Source organism: Arthrobacter sp. H5 (genome assembly GCF_000520595.1).
Taxonomy (GTDB): domain Bacteria; phylum Actinomycetota; class Actinomycetes; order Actinomycetales; family Micrococcaceae; genus Arthrobacter_D.
Window position 1 is genome coordinate 328,115 of the sequence record NZ_KI914978.1, and the last position, 9,859, is coordinate 337,973.

A 9,859-nucleotide genomic window follows, 5' to 3' on the forward strand; every position below is an offset into this window, starting at 1 on the left:
CGGAGGCCGCCGTCGTCGTCAATCAATACGTACGCAAGCCCCTTGGCACCGCGCTGCTTTGCCCATTCCTGCCAGGCGTCGAGCTGGCGGCGCGGTTGCGAGGCTCCGCCCGGCATCACCACGGCGCCCACATACGGCGCTTTGAACACGCCGAAGCCGGTGTCCTTGAAGTATTCCGTCAGTTCGGTCAGTTCCAATCCAAACCGGAGGTCAGGCTTGTCGGAGCCGTAGCGGGCCATGGCGTCCGCGTAGGTGATGCGCTGGATGGGCGTGGGGATTTCGACGTCGATCAATCGCCACAACGCAGTGACCAGGCTTTCGCCGAGTGCAATCACGTCGTCCTGTTCCACGAAGCTGGCTTCGATATCCAACTGGGTGAATTCTGGCTGTCGGTCGGCACGGAAATCCTCGTCACGGTAACAGCGGGCAATCTGGTAGTACTTCTCAAACCCGCCCACCTGGAGCAGCTGTTTGAACAGCTGCGGCGACTGTGGCAGTGCGTACCAGGAGCCCGGCGCCAGACGGGCAGGCACCACAAAGTCGCGCGCACCCTCGGGGGTGGAGCGGGTCAGCGTAGGAGTCTCGATTTCCACGTAGCCGTCCTGGTGCAGGAGCTCGCGGGCCGCCCGGTTGGCCTCCGAGCGGAGCAGCATGTTGGCCTTTGGCGCCGGGCGCCGGAGGTCGAGGTAGCGGTGCTTCAGGCGCGCTTCCTCGCCCACCTCGACGTGCTCGTCAATCTGGAAGGGCAGCGGGTCCGAGGCGTTCAGCACGGTCACCGTCTCGGCGATCACCTCGATCTCTCCGGTGGCGAGTGCGGGGTTTTCATTGCCCTCGGGCCGCTTCTCCACTATCCCCGTGATCTGGAGAACGTATTCGTTGCGCAGGCCGTGGAAGACGTCCTCTTCGCGAACAACCACCTGGGCAAATCCGGACGCATCGCGCAAATCAAGGAAGGCGACGCCACCGTGATCTCGGCGGCGGGCAACCCAGCCTGCCAGGGTGACGGTCTGTCCAATGTGCCTGGTCCGCAGCGAACCAAGGTCATGTGTGCGCAGCACAGCATTCCTTCCGGATTGTGGTTAGATCAACGTGTTCGAGTTTACCGGTGATGTTGAGCCCTCCCGGCCACACCTTTCGACCAGCTGGAGCGATGGGCGTATGCCTCCCGAATTGAAAAGACAGCTTGGCGGTTTCGACGCCACCACCGTGGGCATCGGCTCCATGATCGGCGCCGGCGTGTTTGTCGCCTTTGCACCCGCAGCGGCGTCCGCCGGATCCTTCCTTCCACTGGCCGTGGCGCTTGCCGGCGTCATCGCATACTGCAACGCTGCCGCATCGGCGCAGCTCGCAGCGGTACACCCGCACAGCGGCGGAACCTATATCTACGGACGGCGCCAGCTGGGGCCCTGGCCCGGGTTCCTGGCCGGCTGGAGTTTCATCACCGGCAAACTGGCTTCCTGCGCCGCAATGGCGCTCACCATTGGCCTCTATGCAGCGCCGGGCTTTGAAACGGCTGCCGCCATTGCCGCAGTCGTGGCCCTAACAACGGTGAATCTGCTGGGAGTCACGCGAACCGCGTTGATGACGCGGATTGTGGTGTCGCTGGTGGTGCCAGTACTCGCCTTTGTGATCGTGGCGGCGTTCGCCTCACCCGCGCACGACGGCGGCATCGGCTCGGTGCAGACCTCTCCGTGGGGCGTCCTTCAGGCGGCGGGGCTGATGTTCTTCGCTTTTGCCGGCTACGCACGCATAGCCACGATGGGCGAAGAGGTCCGCGAGCCACGAAAGAATATTCCGGCCGCAATCTTCGGCGCTCTCGGTTTTACCCTGGTGCTGTACCTGCTGCTGGCCCTTGGTCTTCAACACGCGCTCGGCGCCGAAGCGTTGGCTGCCTCGGCCGCGCCACTCCGCGACGTTTTTGCCGACGCCACCAGTACCCTGCCTGCCACCGCGGTGACCGTCGCGGCTGTCCTCGGCAGCCTCGGCGCGCTGCTTGCCCTCATCGCCGGAGTAGGGCGCACCATATTGGCGATGGCCCGCGAGGGCGATATGCCACGTTTCCTGTCCCGCATCTCGACCCGCTTCACTGTTCCGTTCGCGGCCGAGGTGGCAACCGCCGTCGTCGTCATTGCCTTGCTGCTGACAACGGATGTGCTGACCGTCGTGGGGTTCTCCAGCTTTGGGGTGCTGATCTATTATGCGATTGCCAATCTTTCCGCATTGACCCTCACGGACCGGCCGTGGCATTCCCCGCGTGCACTCAACCTGCTGGGCGTGGCAGGATGCCTGCTGCTCGCCTTCACCCTGCCCACCGCGTCGGTCCTGACCATGGTTGCGGTACTGACTGCCGGTGTTGCCGGGCGCGCGGTAGTGCTCTGGGTACGACGGCGGCGGTCGGGTAACGCTGGTTAGGCGCGAGCGACCACCGGGTGCAGGTCCTCTGCGGGAGGTGTCCAGGCGCCGGGATCCGCGGCAGTCTGTTCACCCGAGCGGATGTCCTTGACTTCGTGCTTTCCGTCGGGTCCGGTGAACCACACGAACGGTATGCCGCGATGCGCGGCAAACTTGATCTGCTTACCGAACTTTTCAGCCGCCGCCGCCACCTCGGCGGAGATGCCACGCAGCCGCAGTGCGGTCGCCACATCCTGGGCTGCCGACCATGATTCATCGTCGGCGAGCGTGACCAGGACCGCGGTGGGCACAGATCGTGAGACCGAGGCAAACTCCTGGCTCAGGATTCGGGAGACAATCCGGGTGACGCCGACCGAAAGCCCAACTCCGGGGAAGGTTCGGTTTCCCTTGGTGGCCAGGCTGTCATATCGACCGCCCGAGCAGATGGAACCCAGTGATTCGTGGCCGGTAATGATCGTCTCGTAGACGGTGCCTGTGTAGTAGTCGAGGCCGCGGGCAATGCTCAGGTCGGCGACAACCCGTCCGGGGGCGCGCTGCGAGGTTTCGGCAATGACTTCCTCAAGCTCCCTGAGGCCCTCGTCGAGGAGCGGGTTCTCGACGCCAAGCGCCTTGACCTGCTGCACAAAGGAGGTGTCGCTGGTGCGGATGGATGCCAGGGCAAGGGCGGCCGACGCCTGCTCCGGGGATGCTCCGAGTTCGTCCCGCAGCAGCGCGGCAACCCTATCTCCCCCGATCTTGTCGAGTTTGTCGATGCTGCGCAGCACTCCTGCCGTGTCCTCAAGTCCGATTCCACGGTAAAAGCCTTCCGCAAGCTTGCGGTTGTTCACGCGCAGTACAAACTCCGGAATGGGCAACGCACCCAGCGCTTCGACGATGACCAGCGCCATCTCCACGTCGTAGCGGAAGGGGAGCACACCGTCGCCCACAACATCGATATCCGCCTGGGTAAACTCCCGCGCCCTGCCTTCCTGCGGCCTCTCGCCGCGCCAGGCCTTTTGAATCTGATAACGCCGGAAGGGAAAGGCCAGGTGACCGGCGTTCTCCACCACATAGCGCGCAAAGGGAACGGTCAGGTCGAAGTGCAGCGCAAGTCCGTCTTCGGACGGAGGGCGACCGTCGTCGTCCGCCTGCAGCCGCGACACCGCGTAGACCTCTTTATCGATCTCCCCCTTTCGGAGGAGCTGGCCCAAGGTCTCAACGGCACGGGTTTCGATGCTGGAGAAGCCATGAAGCTCAAAGGTCCGCCTCAGTGTGTCCAACACATGCAGTTCCACCAGGCGTTCCTGCGGGAGCCACTCGGGAAAACCGGACAATGAGGCCTTACGTGCCATGCGGCAGCGCTCCTTGATCGATGTAAGGCAACGCCGGATCCGGCCGCTGCTTGGTAAATTCTTAAGGCACAGCCCAGCAAAAGTGCATACACTGTGTGCGGCATTCATTTTATGGGTTTGAGCGGTGCCTTGCTAACCGGACGGGGCCGCCGGAGCTCATGCGACGCGTCAAACACTGGAGGTTATTGTGGCCGCACCACGCCGGAAACCGGAAATGCGACGGCACTTTGCACAGATGGAGGCTAAGCGGACAATCCGCGAGCACCAGGTCAGCAGGCGCAAACGGGACAGCCTCATTGCGGGGCTGGCAGCCGTCGTCGTGCTTGCTGTTGCGATCTCCCTGCAGATCTTTTGGTTCAGTTCCGACCCGTCCGCTGCCGAGGTCGATGCGCTGGACGACGCGCCGGGCGTCCAGGAAACTCCTCCGGCCAGCCCCGCCGCCATTCCGGATCCATCCACTGCGGACGGGCAGGTTTTCACCGGCACCTTGGCCACCAGTGAGGGTGAGGTGGGGGTTGCCCTTGATGGGAACCTTGCGCCGCAGGCAGTGGCGGTCTTCAAGTCACTGGCTGATGAAGGCTTCTTCCAAGGCAAAACCTGCCACCGGCTAACCACCGCTGAGACCATGGGTGTTCTTCAGTGCGGTTCACTGAACGGCGACGGAGCCGGCGATCCCAACTACCAGTGGGGGCCTGTGGAGAACACTCCAGAGGATGGCGTCTATCCGGCGGGATCCATCGCGGTTGCACGCGGCGAGTCGATCGACTCAAACGGCACACAGTTCTTCATTGTGTACAAGGACTCCCAGATCACGCAGGAAACCGGGGGCTACACCATCATGGGTAAGGTAACGTCAGGGCTTGATGTGGTGCAGGGCATAGCCGACGGCGGAGTGGAAGGTGGGGCGCAGGATGGACCGCCTGCGGTGCCTGTGACGATAGACTCATTAACCCTGCAATAAGCGGTTGTGGCACGGCCATTGCCATCCATCGAGCGAAAGACTTTTAGCGGTGACAGACAGTCAGAAATCCGACGAAATCCTGATCAATCAGCAGGAAACAGCAGCAGACCAACCTGATAGAGAATCGGCAGACTCCGGGGCTCCCGTTGCGGAGCCCGGGGCGACACCGGCCACCATCGGGGATGCTCCCGCGGTGGCCGACGCGGAGGCGGAGCCCGCCGCTGTGGAAAGCGCCAACGAGGAGGCACAGGATCCCGAACCGGTTGCTCCCGTAGCTGAGTCTGCTCCCTCCGAGCAGCCTGCCGTGTCTGGGTCGGCACCGGAGTCTGAGTCTGAGCCCATACCAGCGCCTGAACCTGACGCGGCACAGGCGTTTGAACCTGCTCCTGAAGCTGCTCCTGCTCCTGCTCCTGAAGCAGAGTCTGCGCCGCCAGCACCGGCGCCTGAGCGATCGCCATCGTCCAAACCGATTCCCTCGCCGTCCAAGCCCGTGCCTGCCGCACCGCGCCCCACGCCGGCGGCGATGGTCCCGAAGCCCGGTACGGCTGCAATGCCAGTTGTGACTCCGGTTCCTCCCGCTCACAGCACACCGCTGGAAGAGGCCGAGAAGTTTGCGCGGGTCGAGCAGGATGGCCACGTTTTCCTGCTCGTCGACAACGAGGAATTCCCCGTAGGTCAGTATCCGGACGCCTCGCGTGAAGAAGCGCTGGGCTACTTTGTCCGCAAGTACGACGACGTCGCGAGCCAGGTTGCGCTGCTGGAACAGCGCGTGCACGCGAAAGCCGCTTCCACGGACATGCAGAAAACGGCTGGGCATCTCCGCGAGCAGGTCTCCGAGCGGAAGATGGTCGGAGATGTGAGGGCTCTGGAAGCACGCCTGGACGCACTAACCGTGACCATCAAGGAACTGGAAGCTGCCGAAAAGGCTGGGCAGGACGCCCTGAAGGCCCAGGAACTCGCGGCCCGCGAAGCCATTGTCGCTGAAGCCGAGGATATTGCCGGAAAGGATCCCTCCACAGTTCAGTGGAAGGCCAGCAGCACCCGGATGAACGAACTGTTTGAAATCTGGAAGGTCTCGCAGAAGAGCGGTCTGCGCCTGGGTAGAGGCACTGAGGACGCACTGTGGAAGCGTTTCCGCTCCGCACGCACCGTCTTCGACCGGCACCGCCGCGCCTACTTCTCGCAGCTGGACAGCGATAATGCGGAGGCAAAGCGAGCCAAGGAAGCGCTCATCAAGCGTGCGGAGGAGTTGTCCGCGTCCACCGACTGGGGTCAGACCGCCGGGGAGTACCGCCACCTCATGGACGAGTGGAAAGCTTCCAAGAGAGCGAGCCGCAAGGACGACGATGCACTATGGACCCGCTTCCGTGCGGCCCAGGACCGGTTCTTCTCCGCACGCAAATCGGCCAACGAGGCGATCGACGAGGAGTACGGGGCTAATCTCTCTGTGAAGGAAGCCCTGCTTGTTGAGGCCCGCCAACTGCTGCCCATTAAGGATCTCGCAGCGGCCAAGAAATCTTTTCAGTCCATCCGGGACCGGTGGGAGGAAGCGGGCAAGGTGCCCCGCGGTGACATGGGTCGCGTGGAAGGGAAACTGCGGGAAGTTGAGGAAGCGGTCAAGGCGGCCGATGACGAGCACTGGCAGAGGTCCAACCCGGAGACCAAGGCGCGCACCAACAGCGCCCTGAGCCAATTGGAGGCCACCATCGCCGCGCTTCGCGACGATCTGGAAGCCGCTGAGAAGGCCGGCGATGCCAAGCGGATCAAGACGGCGCGCGAAGCGCTGGACGCCCGCGAGCAGTGGCTGCAGATGCTGGAAAAGTCCGCCAAAGATTTCTCCTGACCAAAGCCTGCTGAGGCCCCGGACCGGTCGTGGTTATCCACACATCCGGTCCGGGGCTTTTGCTTCTCCCCGGGTTTCCGGAATGCTGGAACAATGCCATTGAAGCAAGGTCAACGTCCCTTTCCGGGGACTGCAGCGGGACAACCACCCGTGAACTCCACTGGTGGCGTACTTTTTCACGGCGGAACGGTCTTCAGCTACGTGGAACTGCAGGCCATGCGGATCGATGGACTGGTGGAGAACGTGTGCGGCGAGTCTTTTGTCCGCACCGATTACGCCGCCACGGCGGAGATCCGGGCGCAGTCGGCCATAAACAGTGTTCCGCGGGCCCTGCTGCACAGGGTTGCGCTGGGCCGGCAGAGCGCCGCCTGGGTCTATGGCTGCGCGCCCGCTCCCCTGGTGGTGAGCCTTGTGACCGACCACCGGAGGCGCACCACAGCCCTGCCTCCGTTCAGCGACGCCATAATGCATCAGGTGACCCTTGGACCCTGTGATCTGCAGAGAATCGGCGGCATTGGCGTGACGTCTCCGCTGCGGACTGCGATGGATGTTGCCATCCACGGGCAGGATCCGTGGGCCGTCCCAGCGTTGAAGCGGATTTCCGCCGAGCCGGCGCTGCGCTGTCCGCTGGCACTGGTGGTGATGGCGCTGGAAGATGCGCAACGCGTACCCGGGAAAACGCAGGCCCTGGCGCGACTCCGGGAAGCCATGCGGTGAACCTGCCGCTGGTCCCTAGATTCTTCGCTGCGATCCTGTAGTCCGGTAGACATCAAAGACGCCATCAATCCTGCGCACGGCTCCCAGTATATGGCTGAGATACTTTGGATCGCCCATCTCGAACGCAAACCGGGACAGTGCAACCCTGTCATTGGAGGTGTTCACGCTCGCCGCAAGGATATTCACGTGGTTCTCAGACAGAACCCTGGTGACATCCGACAGCAGGCTCTTGCGGTCAAGCGCCTCGACCTGGATCTCCACCAGGAACACGCTCGACTGGGTGGGTGCCCACTCAACCTCGACAATGCGGTCGGGCTGCTCCCGCAGCTCCTGAACGTTGCGACAGTCGTTCCGATGGACCGACACTCCGGAGCCGCGGGTAACGAACCCCGTGATCGGGTCCGGCGGGACGGGGGTACAGCATCGTGCGAGCTTCACCCAAACGTCGCCGACCCCGCGCACTGTGACACCGGAATCCGAGAACTTCGGCCGCCTTGCGCTGGTGGCAACAGATGTTTCGGCGATGTTCTCCTCGGCACCGGCGTGTCCCCCCATCAGGTTGACAAGATGTTCGATGACGTTCTGCGCCGAGGAATGACCGTCTCCCACGGCCGCATACAGGGCGGCGATGTCGGCGTGCCGCAACTCCTGCGCGACGGCAATCAAAGCGTCGTGTGTCATCATGCGCTGGAGAGGCAAGTTCTGCTTTCGCATGGCCTTGGTGAGCAGGTCCTTGCCCTTCTCGATCGCCTCTTCGCGCCGTTCCTTGGTAAACCACTGGCGGATCTTGTTCCGCGCGCGGGGGCTCTTGACGAAGCCCTGCCAATCCTGGCTGGGGCCCGCTCCCTCCGCCTTTGAGGTGAAAACCTCCACCCAATCACCGTGGTTGAGTTCACTGTTCAACGGCACCAGTTTGCCGTTGACCCGAGCGCCGATTGTCCGGTGGCCCACTTCCGTGTGAACCGCGTAGGCAAAGTCGACCGGGGTTGATCCGGCCGGCAGCGCCATGACTTCGCCCTTGGGCGTGAACACAAAGACTTCTCGGGCGTTGATCTCGAACCGAAGCGAGTCGAGGAACTCATCGGGGTCGGATGTTTCCTGCTGCCAGTCAACCAGGCTGCGGAGCCAACCCATATCGCTGTTGTCGGGAGCTTCGCTGCTCTTGGCTCCGCCGGAGTTCTTGTATTTCCAGTGTGCCGCGACGCCGTATTCCGCCCGCCGGTGCATGTCATGGGTGCGGATCTGGATCTCAACAGGCTTGCCGCCCGGCCCAATCACCGTTGTGTGCAGCGATTGGTACATGTTGAACTTGGGCATCGCGATGTAATCCTTGAACCGCCCTGGCAGGGGATTCCAGCGTGCATGCAGCTGTCCAAGCGTGGCGTAACAGTCGCGCACGCTGTCCACGAGCACCCGAATGCCCATGAGGTCGTGGATGTCGTCGAAATCCTTGCCCCGCACAATCATCTTTTGGTAGATCGAGTAGTAATGCTTCGGCCTGCCGGTGATGGTTGCCTTGATCTTGACAGACCGCAGGTCCTCACCGATCTGCTCGCGCACAAGGCTCAGATGCTTTTCCCGTTCCGGCGTGCGGTCTCCCACCATCCGGACTATTTCCTCGTACACCTTGGGATGCAACGCGGCGAAGGACAGGTCCTCCAGCTCCCACTTAATGGTGTTCATGCCCAGCCGGTGTGCCAGCGGGGCAAAAATTTCCAATGTCTCGCGTGCTTTTCGTGCCGACGACTCGGGCGAAACGAATCTCCATGTGCGGGCATTATGAAGGCGGTCGGAGAGCTTGATCACCAGCACTCTAATGTCCTTAGCCATCGCGACGACCATCTTGCGGACGGTCTCCGCCTGTGCGGCATCTCCGAATGACACCTTGTCCAGCTTGGTGACGCCGTCCACCAGCATCGCCACTTCGGAGCCGAAGTCTTTGCGGATATCCTCAAGCGTGCAGGATGTATCCTCCACCGTGTCATGCAGCAGGGCGGCGGCAAGCGTGGTCCCCGTCATTCCCAGCTCGGCGAGGATGGTCGCGACGGCCACAGGGTGGGTGATGTAGGGATCGCCGCTCTTGCGTTTCTGTCCTTCGTGGCTGCGCTCAGCTACCTCATAGGCCCGATTGATGAGGTCAAGGTCCTCTTTGGGATTGTTTGCGCGGACTGTGCGGAGCAGCGGTTCGAGAACAGGCGAATACCCTGTTGACCCGCGTCCGGTCAGCCGGGCCAGGCGGGCGCGGGTGCGTTCGCGGCGCCCGGGCACCGTGGTTTGGTCAGCGTTTCCGGCCGACGGGCTGGTGGCAGAGGGAGCCGCGCTGGAGGGGGTCTGCGCAGTGGTGAGCGGGCCGGGCCTGGATGGTGGCACGCGCGCCTCCACCACCGGTGTACCGGCTGTGTCGGTGCCGGGCTGCCGTCCGGGACCGGAAGATTCAGCCACCCACAACCCCTTTTCCATTGGCTGCTCCGCAGCGTGCCATCACCGGGAGAGTAAGTAAGAGATACAACATGTCACATTTTTGATGGACAATCCAAGTTTAACCGTAAGCGCACACTTCGGCGTACAACTGCCGACGGCTGGGGCCCGGAGCCC

At 63.0% G+C, this 9,859-nt stretch carries 7 protein-coding genes; 4 read left to right on the forward strand and 3 right to left on the reverse strand.

Features of this window, described 5'->3' with window-relative positions; genetic code table 11:
- Nucleotides 1-1,058, reverse strand: a 1,058-nt coding sequence (gene aspS, locus Y708_RS30740) for an aspartate--tRNA ligase (RefSeq protein WP_035775045.1), incomplete at its 3' end; no start/stop codon positions are given.
- A gap of 100 nt (nt 1,059-1,158) precedes the next feature.
- Between aspS and Y708_RS0103355 the strand changes: the two genes are divergently transcribed.
- Complete coding sequence (locus Y708_RS0103355; RefSeq protein WP_035775046.1) at nt 1,159-2,412, forward strand: APC family permease; 1,254 nt, start codon at nt 1,159-1,161, stop codon at nt 2,410-2,412.
- On the opposite strand, the gene hisS is transcribed toward Y708_RS0103355, so the two are convergent.
- Entirely contained in the window at nt 2,409-3,743 is a 1,335-nt protein-coding gene (gene hisS / locus Y708_RS0103360) for a histidine--tRNA ligase (protein ID WP_028278837.1), read from the reverse strand. The two genes, Y708_RS0103355 and hisS, sit on opposite strands and share 4 nt — an antisense overlap.
- A 235-nt stretch (nt 3,744-3,978) precedes the next feature.
- Between hisS and Y708_RS0103365 the strand changes: the two genes are divergently transcribed.
- The 3 genes from Y708_RS0103365 to Y708_RS0103375 all read left to right on the forward strand — a co-directional run bounded on the left by Y708_RS0103365 (nt 3,979) and on the right by Y708_RS0103375 (nt 7,264).
- The gene (locus tag Y708_RS0103365) at nt 3,979-4,704 is read left to right on the forward strand and encodes a peptidylprolyl isomerase (protein ID WP_253905666.1); all 726 of its coding nucleotides are present in this window, start codon (nt 3,979-3,981) and stop codon (nt 4,702-4,704) included.
- A gap of 49 nt (nt 4,705-4,753) precedes the next feature.
- A complete protein-coding gene (locus Y708_RS0103370) occupies nt 4,754-6,547 on the forward strand; it encodes a DUF349 domain-containing protein (protein WP_028278839.1) in 1,794 nt (597 codons plus the stop codon).
- A gap of 150 nt (nt 6,548-6,697) precedes the next feature.
- A complete protein-coding gene (locus Y708_RS0103375) occupies nt 6,698-7,264 on the forward strand; it encodes a hypothetical protein (RefSeq protein WP_051478503.1) in 567 nt (188 codons plus the stop codon).
- 15 nt (nt 7,265-7,279) lie between these two features.
- Here the strand turns inward: Y708_RS0103375 and Y708_RS0103380 are convergent, their stop codons facing one another.
- Nucleotides 7,280-9,532, reverse strand: coding sequence for a RelA/SpoT family protein (locus Y708_RS0103380; RefSeq protein ID WP_028278841.1), 2,253 nt, complete (start codon nt 9,530-9,532; stop codon nt 7,280-7,282).
- Nucleotides 9,533-9,859 lie beyond the last annotated feature (327 nt).

Excerpts from the sequence above, each read along its gene's own strand:
- Y708_RS0103355 (WP_035775046.1), top strand. The coding sequence starts at position 1,159 with ATGCCTCCCGAATTGAAAAGACAGCTTGGCGGTTTCGACGCCACCACC.
- Y708_RS0103365 (WP_253905666.1), top strand. The coding sequence starts at position 3,979 with ATGGAGGCTAAGCGGACAATCCGCGAGCACCAGGTCAGCAGGCGCAAA.
- hisS (WP_028278837.1), bottom strand. The coding sequence starts at position 3,743 with ATGGCACGTAAGGCCTCATTGTCCGGTTTTCCCGAGTGGCTCCCGCAG.